Source organism: uncultured Aquimarina sp. (assembly GCF_947496855.1).
Classification (GTDB): Bacteria; Bacteroidota; Bacteroidia; order Flavobacteriales; family Flavobacteriaceae; genus Aquimarina.
The window spans coordinates 596,925-620,616 of the sequence record NZ_CANMED010000003.1; the positions used below are offsets into that span (position 1 = coordinate 596,925).

Annotated in this window: 19 protein-coding genes; 13 read left to right on the plus strand and 6 right to left on the minus strand. The window is 32.7% G+C overall.

Annotated elements, in window-relative coordinates; translation table 11 throughout:
* Positions 1 to 10: 10 nt before the first annotated feature.
* From Q0921_RS12100 to Q0921_RS12120, 5 genes are all read left to right on the plus strand, one after another.
* Positions 11 to 2,701, plus strand: a complete 2,691-nt coding sequence (locus Q0921_RS12100) for a CHAT domain-containing protein (protein ID WP_299257133.1) — start codon at positions 11 to 13, stop codon at positions 2,699 to 2,701.
* 236 nt (positions 2,702 to 2,937) lie between these two features.
* Complete coding sequence (locus Q0921_RS12105; RefSeq protein WP_299257135.1) at positions 2,938 to 3,186, plus strand: hypothetical protein; 249 nt, start codon at positions 2,938 to 2,940, stop codon at positions 3,184 to 3,186.
* 77 nt (positions 3,187 to 3,263) lie between these two features.
* Positions 3,264 to 4,469, plus strand: coding sequence for a lanthionine synthetase C family protein (locus tag Q0921_RS12110; protein WP_299257137.1), 1,206 nt, complete (start codon positions 3,264 to 3,266; stop codon positions 4,467 to 4,469).
* 137 nt (positions 4,470 to 4,606) lie between these two features.
* Positions 4,607 to 5,812 carry a hypothetical protein gene (locus Q0921_RS12115; RefSeq protein WP_299257139.1) on the plus strand — a complete coding sequence of 402 codons (1,206 nt, stop codon included), beginning with the start codon at positions 4,607 to 4,609 and terminating at the stop codon, positions 5,810 to 5,812.
* A gap of 260 nt (positions 5,813 to 6,072) precedes the next feature.
* The gene (locus tag Q0921_RS12120; protein WP_299257141.1) at positions 6,073 to 6,300 is read left to right on the plus strand and encodes a hypothetical protein; all 228 of its coding nucleotides are present in this window, start codon (positions 6,073 to 6,075) and stop codon (positions 6,298 to 6,300) included.
* 72 nt (positions 6,301 to 6,372) lie between these two features.
* Here Q0921_RS12120 and Q0921_RS12125 read toward each other — a convergent pair whose 3' ends face one another.
* Complete coding sequence (locus tag Q0921_RS12125) at positions 6,373 to 8,580, minus strand: ATP-dependent DNA helicase RecQ (protein ID WP_299257143.1); 2,208 nt, start codon at positions 8,578 to 8,580, stop codon at positions 6,373 to 6,375.
* 230 nt (positions 8,581 to 8,810) lie between these two features.
* Between Q0921_RS12125 and Q0921_RS12130 the strand changes: the two genes are divergently transcribed.
* The 4 genes from Q0921_RS12130 to lptB all read left to right on the plus strand — a co-directional run bounded on the left by Q0921_RS12130 (position 8,811) and on the right by lptB (position 11,868).
* The gene (locus Q0921_RS12130) at positions 8,811 to 9,776 is read left to right on the plus strand and encodes a KpsF/GutQ family sugar-phosphate isomerase (RefSeq protein ID WP_299257145.1); all 966 of its coding nucleotides are present in this window, start codon (positions 8,811 to 8,813) and stop codon (positions 9,774 to 9,776) included.
* A gap of 1 nt (position 9,777) precedes the next feature.
* Positions 9,778 to 10,608 (plus strand): twin-arginine translocase subunit TatC, encoded by an 831-nt coding sequence (gene tatC / locus Q0921_RS12135; RefSeq protein WP_299257147.1) that lies wholly within the window; start codon positions 9,778 to 9,780, stop codon positions 10,606 to 10,608.
* Positions 10,608 to 10,958 (plus strand): carboxymuconolactone decarboxylase family protein, encoded by a 351-nt coding sequence (locus Q0921_RS12140; RefSeq protein ID WP_299257149.1) that lies wholly within the window; start codon positions 10,608 to 10,610, stop codon positions 10,956 to 10,958. The genes tatC and Q0921_RS12140 overlap by 1 nt, the downstream gene beginning before the upstream one ends.
* Before the next feature lie 169 nt (positions 10,959 to 11,127).
* Positions 11,128 to 11,868: an LPS export ABC transporter ATP-binding protein gene (lptB, locus tag Q0921_RS12145; RefSeq protein WP_298546783.1), complete on the plus strand. Its 741-nt coding sequence runs from the start codon at positions 11,128 to 11,130 to the stop codon at positions 11,866 to 11,868.
* Positions 11,869 to 11,881: 13 nt separating this feature from the next.
* Here lptB and Q0921_RS12150 read toward each other — a convergent pair whose 3' ends face one another.
* Genes Q0921_RS12150 through Q0921_RS12165 form a run of 4 tightly spaced genes read right to left on the minus strand, consistent with a single transcriptional unit; the run spans position 11,882 to position 16,660 of the window.
* The gene (locus tag Q0921_RS12150) at positions 11,882 to 12,823 is read right to left on the minus strand and encodes a CapA family protein (protein WP_299257151.1); all 942 of its coding nucleotides are present in this window, start codon (positions 12,821 to 12,823) and stop codon (positions 11,882 to 11,884) included.
* 20 nt (positions 12,824 to 12,843) lie between these two features.
* Positions 12,844 to 15,315, minus strand: coding sequence for a DUF3160 domain-containing protein (locus Q0921_RS12155; protein WP_299257154.1), 2,472 nt, complete (start codon positions 15,313 to 15,315; stop codon positions 12,844 to 12,846).
* A 15-nt stretch (positions 15,316 to 15,330) separates the two neighbouring features.
* The gene (locus Q0921_RS12160) at positions 15,331 to 15,876 is read right to left on the minus strand and encodes a hypothetical protein (RefSeq protein ID WP_299257156.1); all 546 of its coding nucleotides are present in this window, start codon (positions 15,874 to 15,876) and stop codon (positions 15,331 to 15,333) included.
* Between the two features lie 13 nt (positions 15,877 to 15,889).
* Positions 15,890 to 16,660, minus strand: coding sequence for a CDP-alcohol phosphatidyltransferase family protein (locus tag Q0921_RS12165; RefSeq protein ID WP_299257158.1), 771 nt, complete (start codon positions 16,658 to 16,660; stop codon positions 15,890 to 15,892).
* A gap of 127 nt (positions 16,661 to 16,787) precedes the next feature.
* Between Q0921_RS12165 and Q0921_RS12170 the strand changes: the two genes are divergently transcribed.
* Both Q0921_RS12170 and lnt read left to right on the plus strand, forming a co-directional pair.
* Positions 16,788 to 17,876 (plus strand): PorV/PorQ family protein, encoded by a 1,089-nt coding sequence (locus tag Q0921_RS12170; protein WP_299257160.1) that lies wholly within the window; start codon positions 16,788 to 16,790, stop codon positions 17,874 to 17,876.
* Positions 17,877 to 17,969: 93 nt separating this feature from the next.
* The gene (gene lnt, locus Q0921_RS12175; RefSeq protein WP_299257162.1) at positions 17,970 to 19,556 is read left to right on the plus strand and encodes an apolipoprotein N-acyltransferase; all 1,587 of its coding nucleotides are present in this window, start codon (positions 17,970 to 17,972) and stop codon (positions 19,554 to 19,556) included.
* Positions 19,557 to 19,587: 31 nt separating this feature from the next.
* Here the strand turns inward: lnt and Q0921_RS12180 are convergent, their stop codons facing one another.
* Positions 19,588 to 21,039 carry a hypothetical protein gene (locus Q0921_RS12180; RefSeq protein ID WP_299257164.1) on the minus strand — a complete coding sequence of 484 codons (1,452 nt, stop codon included), beginning with the start codon at positions 21,037 to 21,039 and terminating at the stop codon, positions 19,588 to 19,590.
* A 151-nt stretch (positions 21,040 to 21,190) separates the two neighbouring features.
* Here Q0921_RS12180 and Q0921_RS12185 point away from each other — a divergent pair, with 151 nt between their 5' ends.
* On the plus strand, positions 21,191 to 23,056 hold the full coding sequence (locus tag Q0921_RS12185) for an ABC-F family ATP-binding cassette domain-containing protein (protein ID WP_299257166.1): 1,866 nt from the start codon (positions 21,191 to 21,193) through the stop codon (positions 23,054 to 23,056).
* Between the two features lie 21 nt (positions 23,057 to 23,077).
* A complete protein-coding gene (locus tag Q0921_RS12190; protein ID WP_299257168.1) occupies positions 23,078 to 23,650 on the plus strand; it encodes a hypothetical protein in 573 nt (190 codons plus the stop codon).
* Positions 23,651 to 23,692: the final 42 nt, after the last annotated feature.

Consider the following 23,692-nt stretch of genomic DNA (forward strand, 5'->3'; position numbering starts at 1 on the left):
AATATATTCCTTGACTATAATTTCTTATAGTCAAGGAATATCTACGCGATTAGATTCTATTCATAAGCTTCCAGAAACAGATTTTGCAAAATTAAATATATACCAAAACCTTTTGGATACATATGTCCAAGAAGAAAACTATACTCAATTAGGATATGATGCCCACAAACTAGCAAAATGGCTACACGCCGAAAAAAAATGGGACAAAGCTATTGAGGTCATAAAAATTGCTTATGAAGCTAGGGAAATTGCTTGCCCGTTCGATGTTAGATCACTAAAAGTAAGTTATTATGGTTACGCTATTTACAATAAAAAAAAAGGGAACTTAGACATTGCTACTACTTATCTAAAAAAAATATTAGCACTTGGAGGGACCAACTTTTTAAAAGGAAGAACTTGCTCGATTATTGGGAGTATTTATGATGAAATTGGAGATTATCATAAAGCAGTTACTTATTATGCAAAAGCATTTGAATTTTATAATTCAGAAAAACAATTAAATCGAATAATTAGTATTCATAATAACCTCGCCGTTTCATACCGAAACATTAGAAGTGCTGCGAGTACTAAAAAAGCTATTTATCATCTAACCATTGCCGATTCCTTAACTATCATAAGTAAAAATTCAAGTCAAAAGTCCTTATTTCATATAAATAATAATTTTGGAGCTCTATACAGTTCCGGGTCTGAAATTAAGGATTCTGAAAAATCTATTTTTTATCTAAAAAAAGCACTGGAAATAGCAAAAGCTAATCAGTTCATGGAGCAATTAGGTCAAGTATGTATCAATTTAGGAATCACGCATATTGAAGTCAATCATTCTAAATCAGAAGAGTATTTTCATAATGCATTATCCTATCTTCCAAAAGATTCTAACTTATTACCCGATGTATATATGGGATTAGGCCTTAAAAATATACAAGAACGACAATATCTAGATGCCCAACAAAATTTTGCCATCGCTTTTTCATATCATTTTGGTATTGCTACACCAGATATTTATTGGTTGCCAAAAGAAAATCGAATGAAAAATATTGTAGATAAGGCTTATTTTCTTGAATTATTAAAAAGAAAATTAAAAGCCTGGATACTACTTGCTAAAAAAGAAAACAACCCATCCTTCTTTATGGAGGCTATAAAAACAGCATATACTTGTGATGTCTTGATAAATATATTGCTTAAAGAAGATATTTCAAACAGTGCAAAATTGTTGTGGAGAAATCTAGCCTCAGAAATCTACATTATGGCGCTGGAAGCCTGTTATGAAATGGACAAAATAGAAGATGCTTTTTACTTTATGGAAAAAAGCAAGGCCTTGTTATTGATGCAAGAAGTAGAAAGAAAAAAGAATACGGTCCCAAAAGAAATACTAGAACAAGAAAATGCTGTAAAAAGAAAGATTATAGAGCTTCAAAAAAAACTAATCACTACTAATGATGATAGTAAGAAAGACTCTATATCTTCGATTGTATTTAATGAAAAACGACACTTAGAAGATTTTACAGATTCTCTCTCTATAAAATACCCAAAACACTTTACTTCTTCTACATTACCAGCGATTACAACATTAAAGGATTTAAAATTATCTGATGATGAAATCATACTAGAATATGTGATGGAAAAAAATGTTGCTGGTGCTGATTTTGAAGCTTATGGATTATTGGTGTCCAATACCTCCAAGAAAATGTTTAAGATTGATAATCTTAAGCAGTTTGAGAAGAACATTTACACATTAAGAGAACAATTAAATCAACCTTTTACAACTCAAGAAGAAATACAGGAGTATAACAAACTTTCATATAGTATTTATCAATCCTTATTCCCTAAAGAAATACAATCTTTAGTTAAAAACAAAAAAATAACTATTTCGGCTGATTATATATTGAACTATATACCGTTTGAGGCTTTAATAACGGATATAGAAAAAAACTCTTATCTGATAGAAAGTAATGAAATTAACTATGGATATTCGCTTTCATTTATGAAAGAAAATGCTTCTTTATCCAGAGAAACCTCTAAAGATTTCTTAGGAATAGCACCAGTTCAATTTGAGGATCAACAAACAACATTATCCAAAAGCTTAGAAGAAATCTCTGAAGCTAATTCGTATTATTCAGGTTCTCTATTGACTAAAAAGGCAGCTACAAAGAAAAACTTCACAAAAGAAGTTAACAAGTATAAAATTGTTCATTTGGCAACCCATGCAAATGCTTCGGACAGTTTAAATCCCTGGATTGCATTCAGGAATGATAAACTATACCATCAAGAACTTAATACACTGCAAAACAATGCTGATTTAGTAGTACTCAGTGCTTGCAATACATCTCTGGGAGAGGTTCGTAGTGGTGAAGGTATAATGAGTCTTGCCCGTGGATTTTTTAAATCCGGAGCTAAATCTGTGATTCCATCCTTGTGGAGTACGAATGATAAGACTACTGCAACGATCACTTCTGATTTTTATAAAAATCTTAGTGAGGGACAAACTAAATCAGCTGCTTTACGAAACGCAAAACTTAATTACTTACGCAATAATACCGATGCAGAAGCATCTCCTCATTATTGGGCATCTTTGGTACTGATTGGTGACAGTGGGACACTATTGCCAGCCACTAACTATTGGATGTTTTTATGGATTGGATTGGGTTTAATTCTGATTTTAATTATTCCATATGGACTTTTCTTGAGAAAGAAAAAGCAATGATCTACTACTAAAAAACACATTACACTAATTGCCTCTTATTACAAGTAAAGCAATTCAAATGTAATACGTTATCTATAAACTTAACTAGGTAAAATAAGAACGTATAGTATAAGCATCTTCTCCTTCTTAACAAAAAATTAAGAAACAATATCTATTCTAATGACATGAACAATTACGAGACATAAACTCTGAGTGTCTATAAATGTTCAGAATCTTATTATTCTAAAATTAAAATCATGAAGAAAAAAAAGTTAAACGGTTTATCCTTGAAAAAGAATGTAGTTTCGAGACTTGGTAGTTCTGCGATAAAAGGTGGTGGTAATGATACTTCACTAATAGGCCCTGTATGCACTGTAGGAACCCGTTATTGTCCTACTGATTCTGCTACTCCTGATTGTTTTTCTAAAAATTGTGAAGTTGTATCAAAAAATATCTGCGGAGAAACAGATATGAACTGTGACTCTATACAAGTACACTGTTTATAGACATCAAGTATTAACCCTAAAATTAGGAGAGAAAAGAATAGACTTTTCTCTCCTAATAAATAAACCTAACAGAAGCTATGAATATTAATAAGCTTCATCAAAAACTGAAAGAAATCAATACTATTGTTGATCAACAACAATATCAAGAAGAGAATATTGGTGTTTTATCTGGTTTATCAGGCATTACCTTATTCCAATTTTATTATGCAAAGTTTTTAGATAAAGACATTACTGACACTGGTTACAAGTTAATAGAAAACTGTATCCAAAAAATTAATGAAGGTTATAACTATGGTACGTATTGTTCGGGAATTTCAGGAATGGGATGGGTTCTCAATCATTTAGAACAAAATGATTTTATTGAAATTGATATTGACAATTTATGTTTAGATTTAGATAATTATCTCTATCAATTAATGATTGACGATCTACAAAAGGGAAATTACGACTTTTTACACGGTGGTTTAGGGTATGCATTTTATTTTCTTAGCAGATATGAAAACACAAAATCTGATAGCGCGAGAAAAAACTATCAGACGTACCTACTTTCTTTCATACATCTAATACGTAATAAATCAGAAGATTACAAAAATACACTAAGATGGATTTCGGAAATAGGTTTAGAACACAAAGAAAAAGTATATAACCTAGGTCTTTCTCACGGGATGTCCAGTATTGTTGGTATTCTAACCAAACTCTCCCGACATGAGGATTTCGAGAAGACCTCAAAAAAAATGCTTCAAGGAACGATATCTTACATCTTACAATATGAAAACCCAAACAAAGAGGACGCTACACTTTTTCCAAATATCATATACGAAAATGGTAGCTATGAATATAAAAGTAGACTAGCTTGGTGTTATGGAGACTTAGGCATTGGAATTAGACTTTGGCATGCCTCCAAAGTTTTACAGGATGAGTCACTACAAAACACTGCTATTACTATCATGGAACACGCTGCCCAAAGAACCAATAATAAACAAAACATGGTGAAGGATGCTGGAATATGTCACGGTTCTTTTGGTAATGCGCAGATCTTTCTAAGAATGTTTAAAGAAACAAACAATGACATTTTTAAAAACGCTTGCGAATTCTGGATAGAGGATGGATTAAATAAAGCAACTCATATTGATGGATATGCTGGATACAAACAGTGGAAAGGTCCAGATGAATGGAAAAAGGAAATTTCTCTATTAGAAGGGATTGCAGGTATCGGTCTTACTTTAATAGATTATCTAGCCGATTTCGAAACCAGTTGGGATGAGTGTTTAATGATAAGTTGATATATACTAAGTAGTATAATTTTTGAATATTCATTGTATCTAATCTTCGCATTTTCAGGATAATTCAATGATAAAAACATTCGTTTTTTAACAAAAAAGCTATATTTGCTTCTTCACAAACTCAGATCGTCACACACATGAAATCTTTACTTTGTTTTGTAGTAGGCTTATTTTTTATTTCTACTAGTAGTGCACAGAGCATCTATGAAGCCGGTTATTTTATTGATAACGATGGAAACCGAAAAGAATGCCTGATCAAAAAACTATCTTGGAAAAGTAATCCAACAGAGTTCGAATGGAAGAGAACCATCTCCTCTAGTTCCAAAACCGAAACAATTGAAAACATTAAAGAGTTTGCAGTAGGCGAAGATTATAGATTTAAAAGATACATCTTGCAATTTGATTTAAATGGAGACACGGTAGGTAAATCGACTAAATCAAAAGATCCAAATCTTAAATACAAAAAAATATTTCTTAGAACGATCCTAAAAAGTAAAACAACATTATATCAATACTCAGAAAATAATGTTCATCGTCTTTTCTACACTGATCCAAACACCATATACCCTGAATTATTACTTTATAAAGTATTCTACACTCCCGATGAAACAAGAAAACCAGGAAAAAAAATCATCCCACAAGAAAATAACACCTATCAGCAGCAGCTAAAAGAAAAGGTAAATTGCAAAAATCAGGATGTATCCAAATTAACGTATACTCAAGGTGACTTAAAAAGATATTTTAAAAAGTATAATGAGTGTAAAGGAAATAAGATCGAATATATCATTCGCAAAAAAATCAATCAAACCAGAATTGGCATTGTAGCAGCTGTTGATTTAAGTAGTTTTACTCATAACTCAATAGCAGGAAGTGCCGGAAATGTAAGTTATGAAGATGTTTTTGTTCCTAGATATGGAATATTTGTAGAAACGTTTATACCGTTTTCTAAAGTAGATTTAAGTTTCTTTTTAGAATCTACCTACAAAGCTTTTACGATGGATGGTCGTGATCTTGCCATTGCTAACAGTGAATTCGAACTAGATTATAAAAGTATCAATGTAGCTGTAGGTCCCCGATTTCACATCTACTTAAGTTCTAAATTCGAATTATTCCTGGAAGGTGGATTAACAGTAGATTTTAATATTGGCACTGAGTCGAATGTTTTTGATGACAACGAAATAGAAAATACCACAACAGATTATTTTTATGGTGGAGGTTTTGGTTCTGGTCGTTTTAAAGTTGGTTTTAGACAGTACACCAGCAAAAATATATCTAAAAGCACACTGATACCAGACTCAGAGTTGACTACCTCTAGCTTATATCTCTCTGTGAATATATTCTAATCGGAAAACAATCATATAATTTAAAACAAAAGGCTTTGAAATGTTTCAAAGCCTTCTTTGTTTGTTCTAAAGAAATGGTAAATTTCTAATAAAAAAACCTGAGCAATAAAGTCAAAGGAAAAAGAGCTAAAACTCTTTTTTTTTTAACACAACATTAAGTAACAATTCTTCTCGTAGTAACATTAACTACTATAAAGACATATATCTTGAGTGTCTCTAAATGTTCAAGATGGTACAAATCATTATTAAAAATTTATAGTATGTTAAAAAACATTTTAAATTTAAATGGAGTTCAAAAATTAGAAAAAGAAGAACAAAAATCAGTTCAAGGAGGAAATCCTATCCTAATAGAAGCTCCAAGTTGTAACTATTATTGTAGCGGCACAACCGCGAGATTAAGTAATGGAAATTATCTAAACTGCCCTGCAATTATTCATAATGCACCACAATGTAATGGAGATGACGATGGTATTGAGATTTGGGCTTAATTAGCAATAAGTGAAATTTCATAAAAAGGTGTAGAAGCTAGCTTCTACACCTTTTTATATTTTTATATATCACTAGTTAGCTACATCACTAATAAACTTGATTCGATATAGTCTTAGTTCTTCATCATCATAGTCACCATCAAACTCTTCAATAGCAGTATCTATTTTATCGTTTTCGGCTTCTATAAAATATTCATGGATTTCCTCTTGTTGGTCTTCATCAAGTATTTCATCAATCCAGTACGTAATATTAAGCTTAGTTCCACTATATACGATAGCCTCCATCTCCTTGATAAACTCATTCATATTCATACCCTTAGCCGCAGCGATATCATCTAGCGGTAATTTTCTATCTACGTTCTGGATGATATATAATTTAAGACCACTATTAGCTCCAGTACTTTTTACAACAAAATCATCCGGACGCATGATATCATTTTCTTCTACATATTTAGAAATAAGTGCTACAAATTCTTTTCCATATTTTTTAGCTTTACCTTCTCCTACTCCATGTACATTCCCTAATTCTTCAATATTTACCGGATATTTCAGTGCCATATCCTCTAAAGACGGATCTTGAAATACCACAAAAGGTGGAACTCCTAATTTCTTTGCTACACTTTTCCTTAAATCTTTTAGCATCCCCACCAATCGATTATCTGTTCCTACTCCTTTACCTGCAGATTTGGCAGCAGTAATAATAGAATCATCTTTAGTTTCATTAAAGACATGATCTTCTGTCATCATAAAACCAACTGGGGATTCAATAAACTCTCTTCCTTTAGGAGTTATTCTGATAACACCATATGTTTCTATATCTTTTTTTAAATATCCAGCGACTAACACTTGTCTGATTAATGCCATCCAATATTTATCTTCTCTAGATTTACCAGTCCCAAAAAATGGTTGTTCGTGGGTCTTATGAGAAATAATCAGTGCATTACTTTTACCAATTAATGTACTTACTAAGTCTTTAGATTTATAAATTTCTCCGGTTTTACTCACAACCTTTAACAGCAATTGAACCTCATCTTTTGCTTCGTGCTTTTTCTTTGGATTACGCACATTATCGTCCATATCCGCGCCATCTCCTGTAACGTCATCAAACTCTTCCCCAAAATAATGCAATATAAATTTACGTCTAGAGATTGAGGTTTCTGCAAAAGCCACTACTTCTTGTAAAAGTGCATGACCTATTTCCTGTTCTGCCACAGGTTTACCACTCATAAACTTTTCCAGTTTTTCGATATCCTTGTATGCATAATATGCTAAACAATGCCCTTCTCCTCCATCTCTACCAGCACGACCTGTTTCCTGATAGTAACTCTCTATACTTTTGGGTATATCATGATGGATTACAAAACGTACATCCGGTTTATCAATACCCATTCCGAAAGCTATGGTAGCAACTACTACATCAGCATCTTCCATAAGAAACATATCCTGATGTTTTGCACGTGTTTTAGCGTCCAAACCAGCATGATATGGGACTGCTTTCACTCCGTTTACTTCTAACGTCTGAGCAAGTTCCTCTACCCTTTTTCTACTTAGACAATATACGATACCACTTTTACCACTATTTTGTTTTACAAAACGAATAATATCAGCATCAACATTCTTCGTCTTAGGGCGTATTTCGTAAAATAAATTAGGACGATTAAACGATGCTTTAAAAGTTGTAGCATTACTCATTGCTAAATTCTTAAGAATATCTTCTTGCACTTTTGGAGTAGCTGTTGCGGTAAGTCCAATAATTGGAATATTCTCTCCTATTCTCTTTATAATATTCTTCAGATTCCTATATTCTGGTCTAAAATCGTGACCCCATTCACTAATACAATGGGCTTCATCAACAGCCAAAAAAGAAATCTTTTGTTCTTTTAAAAAATCTACGTATTCTTCCTTTGTTAAAGACTCCGGAGCTACATAAAGCAATTTAGTTACCCCATTGACAATATCTTCTTTTACTCTCTTAACCTCAGATTTATTAAGGGAAGAATTCAGTACATGAGCTATTCCTTCTTCTGAAGAAATACTTCGAATAGCATCTACTTGATTTTTCATTAGTGCGATCAAAGGAGAAACTACAATAGCCGTTCCTTCACACATTAAAGCAGGTAGCTGGTAGCAAAGGGATTTTCCACCACCTGTAGGCATAATAACAAAAGTATTTTGATTACTTAAAATACTTTCTATTACCTTTTCCTGCAATCCTCTAAATTGACTAAAACCAAAGTACTTTTTTAAAGCTCCTTGTAAGTCGGTTTCGTTCAAACTCATTAAATTGTTTAACTTTTATATACCAATTAAATTAAAATCGTTATCACTAAAACCTTTTTCCCCATTAAAGATCTAGTGGATTGTTCTTTTTTCAAAAAGTTACCAAAGATAAGCAAACAAAAAATAGTAAGCTTTTTTTCGGCACTATTTAAAATTCATAAGGTATTACATACCTTTGCATAATTAAAGATAATAAAATCTTTAGTTATAACACGCAAATTTTATAAATTTTGAACACCCTCGATACTATTATTTCTTTTGCCCAAAAAACCATTAACGAAGAAGCCAAAGCTATTGCACATCTGGAACAACTTATCGACCAGGAATTTGCCGAAGCTGTAACCACCATACATAATTCTAACGGTCGCGTTATTATTACAGGAATAGGTAAGAGTGCTATTATTGCTTCAAAAATAGTCGCTACTATGAATTCTACCGGTACCCCAGCGGTATTTATGCATGCTGCTGATGCCATTCATGGAGATTTAGGTAATATTCTTAAAGATGATGTGGTGATTTGCATTTCTAAAAGTGGAAATACACCCGAAATCAAAGTACTAGTTCCTTTAATTAAAAACTTTAACAATACTTTAATTGGGATCACTTCTAATAAAGAATCTTTTCTAGGAAAAGAAGCAGACTTTGTATTAAATGCTTTTGTAGAAAAAGAGGCTTGTCCTAATAACCTAGCCCCTACTACAAGTACCACAGCACAATTAGTTATAGGCGATGCCGTTGCGGTATGTTTATTGAATTTAAAAGGTTTTTCTAGTAATGATTTCGCCAAATATCATCCTGGTGGAGCCCTAGGTAAAAAATTATATCTTCGTGTAAACGATATTACCTCAAAAAACGAAAAGCCCGAAGTTAGTGCAGCGTCTAATATCAATTCTGTTATTGTAGAAATGACCGAAAAAAGATTGGGTGCTACCGCAGTAACTCGAGATAGCGAAATTATTGGAATCATTACAGATGGAGATCTACGTAGAATGTTAACCACTAATACTTCTTTTGAAGGATTGACCGCAGAAGATATTATGTCTCCAAATCCTAAACGTATTGATGTAAATGCCATGGCCGTTGATGCCCTAGACAGACTAGAAGAATATGGAATATCACAATTATTAGCAGAAGAAAAAGGTAAGTATGCAGGGCTTTTGCATATTCATGATCTAATGAGAGAAGGTATTTTATAATATGGAGGAAAAAACGACGAAAGATCCACAAGCTATGTCTTTTCTGGATCACCTAGAGGAGTTACGTTGGCATCTAATCAGAGCTACCGTAGCTATTTTAATTGCAGCGATCGCTGCTTTTATAGCCAAAGAATTTATCTTTGACGTATTAATTTTTGGTCCTAAAAAACCTGATTTTCCTACATATAAAGGACTCTGTAACTTATCAAAACTATTAGGCTTGGATGAAAGCCTATGCTTTAAAGAATTACCTTTTAGTGTACAAAGTCGAAAAGTTGCTGGACAGTTCTCTGTCCATATTTGGACATCTATTACGGCAGGTTTTATAGCTGCTTTCCCATATGTTTTATATGAATTTTGGAAATTTATTGCTCCTGCAATGCATAGTAACGAAAAAAAACATTCTAAAGGGTTTATCATAATTTGCTCATTTCTATTTTTCCTAGGCGTTCTTTTCGGATACTACGTGATTACTCCATTATCTATTAATTTCTTAGGCGGATATCAGGTAAGTGAAGAAGTCCTTAATGAATTCGATATTGATAGTTATATTGGACTATTAAGAGCTTCAGTAATTGCTTGTGGGTTAATATTTGAGTTGCCAGTAATCATGTTTTTCCTAACTAAAGTAGGTTTGGTAACTCCAGAATTCTTAAAAAAATACAGAAAATTTGCTCTGGTAATTGTTTTAATTTTATCAGCAGTAATTACACCACCGGATATTGCAAGTCAGGTTATTGTTGCAATTCCTATTTTAGTGTTATACGAGATAAGTATCTTTATTTCTAAAATGGTGATCAAAAAACAAAACAAATTAATATCGAAAACCTAATGAGTAACGTAGTAGAAGAGTTTAATGAATATAGAGAGAAAATGAACTCTCGTATTTTAGAAGACAATAATAAAATCATTAAAAGAATTTTCAATTTAGACACTAATGCTTTTATGAAAGGAGCTTTGGATGTAAAAACAAAAGAGTTGTTAGGCTTAGTAGCTTCAGCTGTTCTTAGATGCGATGATTGTGTAAGGTATCATTTAGAGACCTGCTACAAAGAAGGTTTAACTAAAGAAGAAGTGGTAGAAACCCTAAGTATTGCTACTTTGGTTGGTGGTACTATTGTAATACCTCATTTACGTCGTGCATATGAGTTTTGGGATGCATTGGAAGCAAAAGAATCTTAAATTTCAGGTTCAAAAGAATAGTGTAAATTTATCAGCTCATTTTAGCAACACTAAATATTTAAAGAAGTCATTCTGGTTATAAAATGAGACATTGGTGAAAAGTTAATTTTAATGATGCATTTTTAATGGCGAATTCCATCTGACCTTTAAAAATAAACAAAAATAACAGATGAAATTAAAAGCAGAAAATCTAATAAAATCATACAAAGGAAGAAAAGTAGTAAAAGGGATTTCTTTGGAAGTAAACCAAGGAGAAATTGTAGGGCTCTTAGGACCTAATGGAGCTGGTAAAACGACTTCTTTTTATATGATTGTTGGCCTGGTAAAACCTAATGGTGGTAAAATCACACTAGATACTACGGACATCACTAAATTTCCGATGTATAAACGTGCTCAGAATGGAATTGGATATTTAGCACAGGAAGCTTCTGTTTTTAGAAAATTAAGTATTGAAGATAATATATTAAGTGTTCTACAATTAACAAAGTTGTCTAAAAAAGAGCAACTGCATAAGATGGAGTCCCTAATAGAAGAATTTGGTTTAGGACATATTAGAAAAAATCGTGGTGATTTATTAAGTGGTGGTGAACGACGCCGAACAGAAATAGCCCGAGCATTGGCTACCGACCCTAATTTTATTCTACTTGATGAACCTTTTGCAGGAGTTGATCCAGTAGCAGTAGAAGATATTCAAAGGATTGTAGCGCAGCTAAAAAACAAAAATATTGGTATTCTGATTACTGATCATAATGTACAGGAAACACTTGCAATCACAGATAGAACCTATTTAATGTTCGAAGGAAGTATTCTTAAAGCAGGAAAACCAGAAGAGTTAGCTGAAGACGAAATGGTGCGTAAAGTATATCTTGGTCAAAATTTTGAATTAAGAAAAAAGAAATTAGATTTTTAGATCGACTCTTATTCTATTCATATAAAATTTTTGGTGTGCATTTTTCAATTATAAATTCTAATTGATTAAAAGTAATATCCTTTTTACTCACTTTTAACTGTACCAATAATCCTTTAGAATTTATAGGCTTATTCTGATCAAATATAAAATTACCTATACTATAGTAAATTGGTTTTTGTTTATACAACTCTACTGTTTGGATTGTATGAGGGTGATGTCCAATAATACCGTCAGCCCCAGAATCAATTAATAGATACGCTTGCTGCTTTTGATATGTTAGTGGAACCCGCGTATGTTCTGCTCCCCAATGTAATTGAACTATAACTACCGAATTAGGCTCCTTACTCTTTAATTTCTTAATCTTATAAGAAATTGTTTCAAAAGAATCTTCGCATACACAAGGTTTATCCTCTAGGAACATCCAATTTTCTGATGGAACCTGAAGAGAGGAGAACACATAAACATTTCTAGGAGTGGTTGCTATTAATTGCGGTTGACAAGCTTGTTTAGTATCCTTGCCATATCCTAAAGGCGTCAAACCAGTATCTAGGATATTCCTATTCGTATCTACAAGACCTTTTCTACCCTGATCCATAGAATGATTATTAGCCATATTAAGATGAGTAATTCCATGATCTTTTAATGACATTAACCAAGACGGTTCTGCTCTAAAAATAAATTTTTTATTGATCGGTTCTTTTATAGCTGTAGCAGGACATTCTAGGTTTGCAATAACAACATCACTTTTTCCAAAAACTGAATCTATAGATGAATCAAACAAACTATCCATTCCTAAATGCTCAATACGATTCCTTACCCCTCGGTCTAATAACAGATCTCCAGCAAAAACAATACTAACCTCATTGGAACTATTATTAAACACATCACAAGAATCAAACGCTACTAGGGTAATCAGCAATACAACAACCAATATGTAAAACTTGTATTGAATCAAAAAAGAATGTTTAGTTTCTTTTAACATCCCGAACTATAGAATATTTTTTCATTGGTTTCAGGAACAGGTATTGGCACAATAATATCTTTCATCCATTCTGGTATTCCTTTTGCTTCATTGTTTTCTATCATTTCCTGCCATTCTTCATCTGTTAAACGATTTCCCATCGGAAGATGAAATTCATGATATCCAAATACTGCACCTTTGGTTATATATAAATATCCTTCAATTTCTACCACTGCATATATATCGTTTACGTTTCCCGTTGCTACATGCAAAATACCTTTGTCGGGGTTGTTATCACCATTGGCTGTATAGATATCTGCTACAACCGCCACTGATTTATCAGCTCCTTTTACGTTATGCCAACCATCGAGGTATTGATCTTTTTGTTTAACAAGGTCTAATGTCAACCATTCGAATGTACTACCTATTATTTCTATCTGACCATACTCTTGTACAGATAACTTCTTACCGGCAAGTTCTTTTTTACTCGCAGATAATAAAAACTCTGCATTTTCTCTTAAACCGGTTGTGATTCTAGAAATATTAGAGTTTAACAACTTATTTCTTTCTAAGACAGATTTTGTTAAATCTATTAATTCAATAACGGTATTCCAATATCCTATATTAGGTTCTACATAACCGACAGTATATGGACTTGGCACCTCTTCTCCAGATCCACACTCAGCTGCCATTGGTTGTTCTGCATAAAGAATAGAATCGTGTTTAAGTTCTGCCCAAGATGCCAATGATGCATTTAAGTTCTTCTTATCCCATTGCGAAGTTTGCATAAAATAAGGATATTTATCATTCGGCTTTTGTAACTCCAATAAACTTTGTATCCATTTACTATATAAAGTAGCATCCCAATTAAGATCACCCATTTCTTGCTGCATATCAGAAAGCAACGTAGGGTACTCACTCCATTTTTCACCTTCTTTTAACTCATTCAATAATAAGTTTTCTGCTGATGCGCTCCCAAAAGCAGCCATTACATCTAAACCTTGTGGATATGGGCGTTTAGAAACTTTACTTTTTAGATCTACTAAATTCTGAAGAACATCGTTATCAGATAAATATCGTTGTGGGATAAAGTTGATTTTTATTTTACAACTTCCACCACCTGATTTTATTTTATCTTTAATATCTGCCATTTTTTTCACTTCCTCCTTCATTTTTTCTATAACAGCTGTATTCTGTAAAATCTCCTCTATCGGAAGTTCTTCTTTTTCAATTAAATCTATCAAATCTAAAAAGGAAACATTATCGGGCTGACCTATTATAAAATTAATCGGTTCCATTATTGCCTTATACTTCTGTAATGTCTCTTTCTTAAAATTTGGACTGTCTCCTAAAACAGATGCATTCACCAAAGCTCTTTTGAATTGCAAATCATTATTGAGACAAAAAGGCGCAGATTGCAACCACATCATTGCACTAAAATATCGTTTTAACGTTTCGGTACTAGTATAATGACCTCGAGGTTTAAACAAACTATAAGGAAAGTTGACCTCCTGAAATTCTAAAAACTTAGAAGTACTATCTTCTGCATTCTTAATTGACATTAATTCAGTTTCATAATGTTGCTCATAACCTGATGGTACTTCTATTTTTTTATCAGTTAAAACAGTATATGCTATCGCATAATATGTATGATTGAATTTTGCTATTTCTCTGATAGATTCATCAGAGGCAGAAGTTACTAACCCTTGCATATCCTTTATCATTGATTCACAGATCTGAGACAGGATAGGAATAAATTGCTCTTCTTCTATTTGTTTAAGGATGTAACCAAAATACATATGGAACAATTGCATATACATATCTGTTGTTACAAAATTCGGGAACTCTGCGTAATCATTCTGTTCGTATAAGTGAAATAACTGAATATTGTTATTAGGTACAATTGCAAAACCATTCTTACCTAACATGCTCATTAACTCAGGTGCGGGTTCATTTAATTGAAAAAGGTTCACGACATTACTCACATTCGCCAATTGCTTGCCCCCTTTTTGTATTAAATTTTGTCCTTTTAATTCATCTTCTCTTTTTTTCAATTTCTCAATAAAAATTGTTTCTTCATTCGAATAGGAAATAGGTTCTATATCCTTCCCTCCTTCTTCTGCCCAATAACGATCTTCCATTCTTTCATCGTACCAACTTGTAGCACTAAAAGTATATCTGAGATCACCTTTCATAAAACAATAGCCTTGTTTAGCAGCAAAACTGTTACGCAAAATCCTAATTTCATAAAGACTTAACGAAGAAACATTCATTTTTAAATCAATATCTCCTCCTAATTGTTCTATATCTAATTCGCCATTGATCAAAATAGGATTCTCTACATCTTCATTAAGTTCTTCATGCTTTTCTACTTTTTCAACAACATTTGGAGAAGCAACAGTTTGTTTTTTTTCTTCGGATTTTTTATCACCTCCACAGGCGATTAAAAACAAAATGAAACTAGTAAAGAGTATCTGTCTTTTCATAATTCTTTTTATTTATCAATTTTCGTTTTTAACTATACGCATTGCTACTACACTATCTATTTCTCGATGAATATATCTTTTAAATTCTAATCCGAATCTACGCCATTTATATTCTGCTATTAATACTTTTCCGCTCTTTTCTTTTTCAATACTTCTAATAAAGTTTCCGTCTTTTCTTTTTACAAAATTAAAATCTATTAACGGTTTACCTAACCTAGATCCCAACCATAATGGACGGACATATCCTTTATAGTTTTTAAAAATAAAAAGACGTTTACCCTTTACAGAGTCAAATCGAGTAGTTTTAATAACTCCCACTAATATATCTTTCTTTCCATTTGCATTTACATCTCCTATTTGAAATTGATACACAGGATATGGTAATTTCCAAGAGTCTATTAAAGAATCTGATTTAATCTGTATATAATATAATGAATCATGTTTTTTAACTAACACGATACCGTCATTCTTTTCTTTAACTGTATTTCTTACTTCATTCGAACAGTTAAATATAAAAGCTATACCTATCAAAAAAAACAGTAGTATGAAAACATTTTTCATTTACTTATAAGTATTAAAGAGTGCTTTTTTCTTTAAAAATAATAGATATCAGTACATATAACAATATCACAAAAGGTATTGCGGTAAAGTGAAGAATTAATAAAAGCACTAGACTGATTAACAAGAATATATAACGCACTTTATTTTCTGCAAATCCCCATGTTTTAAATTTCAATGCAAACAACGGAATTTCAGCATTTAATAAATAACAACTTATTAGTGTTAAACCAATCAAAAACCATTGATTAAGTATAATATCTGAGATCCAAACTTCTGTTTGAAACTGCAGAATTAATGGTAGACTTAAAATTAATAAAGCATTTGCAGGAGTCGGCAATCCAATAAAAGATGTAGTTTGTCTCGTATCGACATTAAACTTAGCCAACCTATAAGCAGAAGCCAGAGTCACAAGAAGTCCTAACAATGGTAGATACACTATCCCAAAATCTTTTAAGACAAATTCGCTATAAGTAATATATTCTGATTCTTCAGAAACAAAACGATAAGGATAACCAAAAACTTTTGTAAGTAACTGATACATTACAACACCTGGCACTAATCCACTGGTGACCATGTCTGCTAAAGAATCTAATTGCAATCCTAATTCACTCTGAACATTAAGAATTCTGGCAGCAAAACCATCAAAAAAATCGAAACCAATGCCAAGCACCACAAAAAGCGCCGCCAATTCTAAAGCTCCTTGAACTGCTAAAATTGTAGCTATACATCCACAAAAAAGATTAAGTAGCGTAATAATATTAGGAATTTGCTTTTTAAACTGCATATGGTTTGATTTTTGTGTAAAAATAACAAACTATTTTCGTCTATTAACATAGACTGCACAATATGAAATCGCAAATAAAGTTTATCATGTTGAAAAATAGTGAGATATTTGTGAAAAATCGCTTGGATTGAAAAGAATTATAATTGTTTTACTCTTTCTAACTGTATCAATTTCTTTGGCACAGACTAGAAAATACTCTAATGAATTTCTAAACATTGGTGTAGATGCTGGTGCTTTAGGTATGGCTAATGCTGTGGTAGCATCTTCTGGAGATGTAAATTCTGGATATTGGAACCCTGCTGGATTAATTCACCTAGAAGATAATCAAGTATCTTTTATGCACGCAGCGTATTTTGCGAATATTGCTAATTATGACTATTTAGCTTTTGCCATGCCACTGGATGAAAAAAGTGCCATTGCGCTCTCTTTAATTAGATTTGGAGTAGATGATATTCTTGATACCACGAGCCTAGTAGATGCCGATGGAAATATTGATTATACTAGGATCAATTTATTCTCCGCAGCAGATTATGCCTTTACATTTTCGTATTCTAGAAAACTACCTATTGAGGGATTAAGTTATGGAGTAAATGCAAAGGTAATCCGAAGAGTCATTGGGGATTTTGCGTCTTCCTGGGGATTTGGTCTTGATGCGGCATTACAATATCAGAAAAACAATTGGCAATTTGGAATTATGGTAAGAGATATCACCACTACTTTTAATGCGTGGAGTGTAGATGATTTTGCTATTGGTGATCTTAATGGCGATGGTATCCCTGATGAAGACCAAATACCACAAATTAGAGATCAAGAATTACCAGAAACTACAGAAATAACTATCCCAAAACTACAATTTGGTGCTGCAAGAAATTTTGACTTAGGTAAGAAAATAGGACTAAATACAGAATTAGACATGATTGTCCGTTTTGCAGAAACTAATGACATTATTTCTTCTTCTGCTCTTAGTATCACACCCGCTTTTGGCTTTGAATTGGATTACGCTAAAATTGTTTATTTACGTGGAGGTGTTGGTAATTTTCAAAATATAGAGCAGTTTGATGGATCTGACAATGTAGGTTTTCAACCTAATTTTGGAATAGGTTTTCAATATAAAGGCATACAAGTTGATTACGCTTTAACTGATATTGGAGATCAAAGTGCAGCGATTTATTCTAATGTATTTTCAATTAAGGTAGACTGGAGTGTCTTTAGATAGATACTTTACAATAATTACATTTTTTTTTAATTTAGGTTTTAAGTATTGTAACGAAATAAGTTTATTTTCGTTATTAAGACAGAACACTCTTATATGAAGAATATCTTACTTGCAATTTCATCCGGTTTGTTACTCGCTATTGGATGGCCAACTTATGGTTTTCCGCTATTTCTTTTTTTCGGCTTTGTTCCGTTACTAATTACCGAATATAAAATACGTTATAATAAATATCATAAAAGTCAGATATTTGGATTGGCATTTTTAGCACTATTTATATGGAATATGATCACTACTTGGTGGATTTACAACTCTACTCCTTTCGGTATGTGGTTTGCCGAAATTGTGAATAGCCTACTCATGGCGTTAGTATTTCTTATCTATCATATTATAGCTAGACGGGCATCATTTACTATTGGATCTATTTTTCTGATATGTATCTGGATGAGTTTCGAATACTTGCATTTACAATGGCAGTTTTCATGGCCCTGGCTTAATTTAGGTAATGGATTTGCTAATTTCACCTCGTGGATACAATGGTATGAATACACTGGTACTTTTGGAGGAACCTTATGGATCTGGATTGTAAATATCGGAATCTATAAAAGTGCGTTACTTTTTATAGAGCACAAAGATAAATCCATCTTATATCGATCAGCAATACGAAATGGATTAATTATACTCATTCCTATTTTAATTTCTTTTGTTATCCTGAAAACCTATGATGAAGATGGTCAAGATATAGAAGTAATAATCTTACAACCCAATATAAACCCTTACACAGAAAAGTATAATACTACGGATGATCGTGTAGGGAGTTTATTAAGTTCCCTTACTGGAACAGAGATTAGTGATCAAACAGATTTTATCATAGCACCAGAAACTGTTTTTGCGGATAATAACAGATTAAAAAACTTTCAGAGTTCTATTGCCAAAAAAACTGCTTTAAGCATCATTAATAAATATCCAAAAGCGAATTTCTTATCTGGTATTTCACTACTCGATGTGTTCAAAGATCCATCTAAAGTTCATCCTCAGACAAATGAACATAAAAGTGGTGTATTTTATGATGATTATAATTCTGCATTCTTCGTAAGACCAGATGGAACCAATGAACTGTACCACAAAAGTAAATTGGTTGTTGGAGTAGAGAATTTTCCTTATCAAAGTGTTTTTAAACCAATTGTTGGAGATGCTATGATAGATTTGGGTGGTACTGTTGCCAAAAAAACAACTCAATCCGATCGTGAAGTATTCCTTACAAAAGAAGGTATTGGTGCAGGACCAATTATATGCTACGAAAGTGTATATGGTGAATTTGTATCAGGTTATGTAAGGAATAATGCCGATTTTCTTGCTATCATTACCAATGATGCGTGGTGGGGAATCACGCAGGGACATAAACAACATCTAGCTTATGCAAAATTCAGGGCCATAGAAACCCGAAGAAGTATTGCTAGAAGTGCCAACACTGGAATCTCTGCTATCATCGATCAAACCGGAACTATTGTTTCTTCTCTGGCATATAATGAGCAAGGAGTGCTAAAAGGAACGCTTAAAACTAATGACAAAATAACCTTTTATGTCAAAGCTGGAGATTATCTGGCAAGAGTTGCCATTTTTCTTATGATTTTTATTTTTCTATTTTCCATGACTAGACGAAGAAAGAAAATGGGTAGTTAAACTAAACCAACACCTACCAATACAAGTATAATTAGTAATTAACTCTGTACGTTTTATTTCTATTTGTAATCACAGTACAACTAATTCTCAATCTTGTTACACCTGATATTTGTAGCACTGGATCGCCAGGTAATCCTCCATATTCTACAATATATCCTTGAGCAACATAAGCACCTCCTCCACCTCCTATTGGCAGATCATTCCACGAATTTTGCACACCAATAGTATCGTCCGTTATATGCGCATAATTTTCTTGCCCATCGATTCCCGCATCAGGAAAATCATTTGGTTCATTGTTATTCCAAAATGCAAATTCTCCAGGTACCACAGTACCTGTTTGATTTCCTATCCAAAATGATGTTCCTGCTTCTGGTCCTGTTACCCATTGCCAATCTCCTTCTCCCGATCCAAAATTATCGCTAGCCCCTATCCAACCTGTTCCTGTTATTTGGTCTCCTGCAAAAGTAGCTTCTATAGCACTAGTAAGTGTAGCCATATATCCCTGGAAACCAAAAAACGTTCTTAAAGCTGCTGCATCTCTAGCATCATCCCAACGAATTCCTAAAGAAGGTACAAATTCATAATAATGTCCTGTTTCCGGCAAATATAAAGGAGTTCCTAAAACAACAGAGAACTCTCTTAAACCATTAATTACAGGTGGTATAGAAGAGAAATTTACAGCCAAAACAGCAGCTTCAAACTCAGCAAGAGTGGCAGGACCTATTAATGTCAATCGACCTTCGGTAACATCCCAAGTATCAGTAATGTTTGGATGAACACCTGTTAATGTTAACAAATCTTGTCCATTTTGATAACCAGTAGCAATCTGTACTGTAAGTTGCTCTAAATTTATATCATCTGGATCTGTTATACTAACTGTTTCTACTACTGCTATCGAATTAGTTGCATTGGGACAAAAATGTCTATCACCGGTTACGACAATTACAGGAGGTTCATCAGGAAACAAAGCTTCAATTTGCACATTATCTATAATCGCAATATCTCCGGAATCTGTCCAATTAGAATTCGTATTAACAAATCTTATCGTAGTATTAGCTGAAATGTAAATAGATATATTTTGACTAAAAGATCCTGTTTGTGTGCCTCCAAAACTTGCTAGTGTGGTAAATGTAGTTCCATCATCAGATACCTGAATTGACAACTCTTCATTTGCATCTAAAGTTCTAGTCTCCCAATCAAAAGATAAGGTTGCCAATGTGGCTCCAGCAATATTAACACTTCTTGTAATAGTTTCTGACCAAATCCAATTGAAGTCTAATTGATTTCCTAAAATAGCAATAAACCCTCCAGCAGGATTATCATTAATATCAAAAGGCTCAACCTCTACCCAATTTCCCACCCAGTTAGAAGTCCCATCATTATTGGCATATGAAACAATACCAAATTCATCACGATAAGTCTCTTGGGCTATGAAAAAATGTGTGCATAAAAAAATAACAATCGTAAGTAAAGGTTTATTCATAGGCTGTGTTATAGTTCAATTTAGGGAAATCAAAAGTATTTAAAAATAAGAAAAATATCTAATTGTCATCTAAAAGAAAGATTATAGATCTCGTAAAAGCTTTCATAGAATCTATTTCTATCTATCTTTGCGTCAATTTTAAAATTAATAAGTGAATTACGTATCAGTCGAAAATATAGCCAAATCCTTTGGGGAGCGCATCCTTTTTAAAAATATTTCTTTTGGAATAAATGAAGGTCAGAAAGTAGGTTTTGTTGCAAAAAATGGAACGGGAAAAACATCCTTACTTAATATTATTGCTGGTGATGAAGAACCTGATGAGGGACAAGTAGTTTATAGAAAAAATCTAAAAGTTGCGTTCTTACCTCAAGAACCAAACCTAAATCCTGACTTAACGATAGAGCAAACTATTTTTGCGGCAGATAATGAGATCTTGCGGGTAATCAACTCCTATGAAAAAGCTTTAGAAAATCCAGATGATGCAGAGGCATACCAAAAAGCATTTGAACAAATGGACGCTCTTAATGCTTGGGATTTTGAGACACAATACAAGCAAATTCTTTTTAAGTTAAAGCTCGAAAATCTAGATCAAAAAGTAAGTAAACTCTCCGGAGGACAAAAAAAGAGACTTGCATTAGCGAATATATTACTAAGTAAACCAGAATTACTTTATCTTGATGAACCCACTAACCATCTGGATCTAGAAATGATCGAATGGCTAGAGGAGTATTTTGCTAAAGAGAATTTTACACTTTTTATGGTAACTCACGATCGTTATTTTTTGGAAAATGTATGTAATGAGATTGTAGAATTGGAAAATGGTAAGTTGTATAGCTACAAAGGTAATTATGCCTATTATCTCCAGAATAAAGAAGCTAGAATAGCTAACGAAGAAATTGAAACCGGTAAAGCAAAACAACTTTATAAAAAAGAATTGGATTGGATGCGACGACAGCCCAAAGCCCGCACAACAAAATCCAAATCTAGAATTGATGATTTCTATGAAATCAAAGAACGTGCTCATCAGAGAAGAAATGATCACGAAGTACAATTAGAAATTAATATGGAACGTCTGGGAAGTAAGATTCTCGAAATCCATAAAATCTCTAAAAGCTTTGAAAATCTAACGTTATTAGACAAGTATGAGTATGTATTCAGAAAGGGAGAACGAGTTGGTATTATTGGAAAAAACGGAACTGGAAAATCCACATTTCTGAATATGCTTACTGGAGCTATCCAACCAGATCAAGGGAAAATAGTAGTTGGTGATACCGTAAAATTTGGGTATTACACACAGCGGGGAATTACCATTAAAGAAGGACAAAAAGTAATCGAAGTAATCAGAGAATTTGGTGACTACATTCCCTTAAAAAAAGGAAGACAGATTTCTGCACAACAATTATTAGAACGTTTTTTATTCGACCGTAAAAAGCAATATGATTTTGTAGAAAAACTAAGTGGTGGCGAAAGAAAGCGATTATATTTATGTACCGTTCTTATACAAAACCCTAACTTTTTAATTCTGGATGAGCCTACAAATGATCTAGATATTGTTACCTTAAATGTTTTAGAAAATTTCTTGCTTGATTTTCCAGGTTGTCTAATTGTGGTATCGCACGACCGTTATTTTATGGATAAAATAGTGGATCACTTGTTTGTATTTAGAGGAAATGCAATCATTGAAGATTTTCCTGGTAATTATTCTGATTATCGCGCTTATGAAAATAGTCGTACACCAGAGAAAATCAAAACTGTAGATGCTGAACCTAAAACAAAAACTTCCTGGAAAAAAGAAAGCAAGACTGCTTTACCTTATAATGAGCAAAAAGAATACAACCGTATAGAACGTGATCTAAAAAAATTAGAGATTCAGAAAAAAGAAATCGAAGCGCTTTTTACTAGTGGTTCATTAGAAGGAGACAAAATCAACGAAGAGTCAGCAAAACTAAAAAAGATTATAGAAGATATAGAGGAAAAGGAAATGCGTTGGTTAGAACTATCTGAGAAAATGGAGTAACTAAATCTATTTCTAGTACTGATGCTATTTAAAATTAAATCATATCTATATTTTTTATGGAAATCCACCAATCAACATGGTGTACATTCTCCTTTTGTATACAACCTAGTTACAAAATGTTTTTACAATAGAAAGCAAAGAGCATCTTATCCATCGATTATAGCTATCCATAAAGACAATACTCCGGAGATAAGCTTAAAGAACATAAAGCTTCTAAACAGGTTAATAGCATATCTTGAATATAAGAAGATATTAATTCTTGATAATTCATGGAATTTCATAGGGCAGGTTTTATCAATTGATAATTCTTCTACAATCTATTATTCATTAGAAGACCTGGGTCAGTTTGATTTCATTTATTTGGATATTGATCAATTGAAAAAACATCAAAAGTTTTTGGATATTTTGTTTTCTAAAGTCCATAATGATTCTCTTCTTCTTCTAAATTCGATAAATAAGTCCAAAGAAAATCAAAGTATTTGGGAACAATTACAGAATCACCCCAAAGCTAAAGTAACCATTAATACGTATCATTTTGGGTTTGTATTTTTCAGAAAAGAGCAGGAAAAGGAACATTTTGTAATTAGATTGTAACAACTTTATCGATGATGCGTCATATAGACTAAAATTGTATCT